Here is a 287-nt window from a genome sequence, read left to right as displayed (position 1 = left end):
CACACTTGTGTGTTATTGGTATAGGTGGTGATGGCTCTTGGGCCGCAGAAGCCAGAGCAAGACCGGGCGTTGGGAAGTTGACGCTTATTGCCCTTGATGATATTTGTGCAACGAATGTCAATCGACAAATTCATGCCTTAACTGGCACTGTGGCTGAAGCAAAAGTGGAGGCAATGAAAACCCGCTGTGAGGTTATTAACCCAGAGTGTGTAATTAATGTGATTGATTATTTTATTACGTTAGAAAATATTCGTGAAAATATCCAGAATTTTGACAATGTAATTGAT

General features: G+C 41.1%; 1 protein-coding gene. It reads left to right on the top strand.

The genetic code is table 11. The features are described from left to right. The coding region (locus tag CWB85_RS22145) for a tRNA threonylcarbamoyladenosine dehydratase (protein WP_171039079.1) at window positions 1–287 on the top strand (287 nt) is incomplete at both ends.

It is taken from the genome of Pseudoalteromonas sp. S1727 (assembly GCF_005886375.1).
Taxonomy (GTDB): Bacteria; Pseudomonadota; Gammaproteobacteria; order Enterobacterales; family Alteromonadaceae; genus Pseudoalteromonas; species Pseudoalteromonas haloplanktis.
This window is presented reverse-complemented; position numbering and strand designations above follow the sequence as displayed.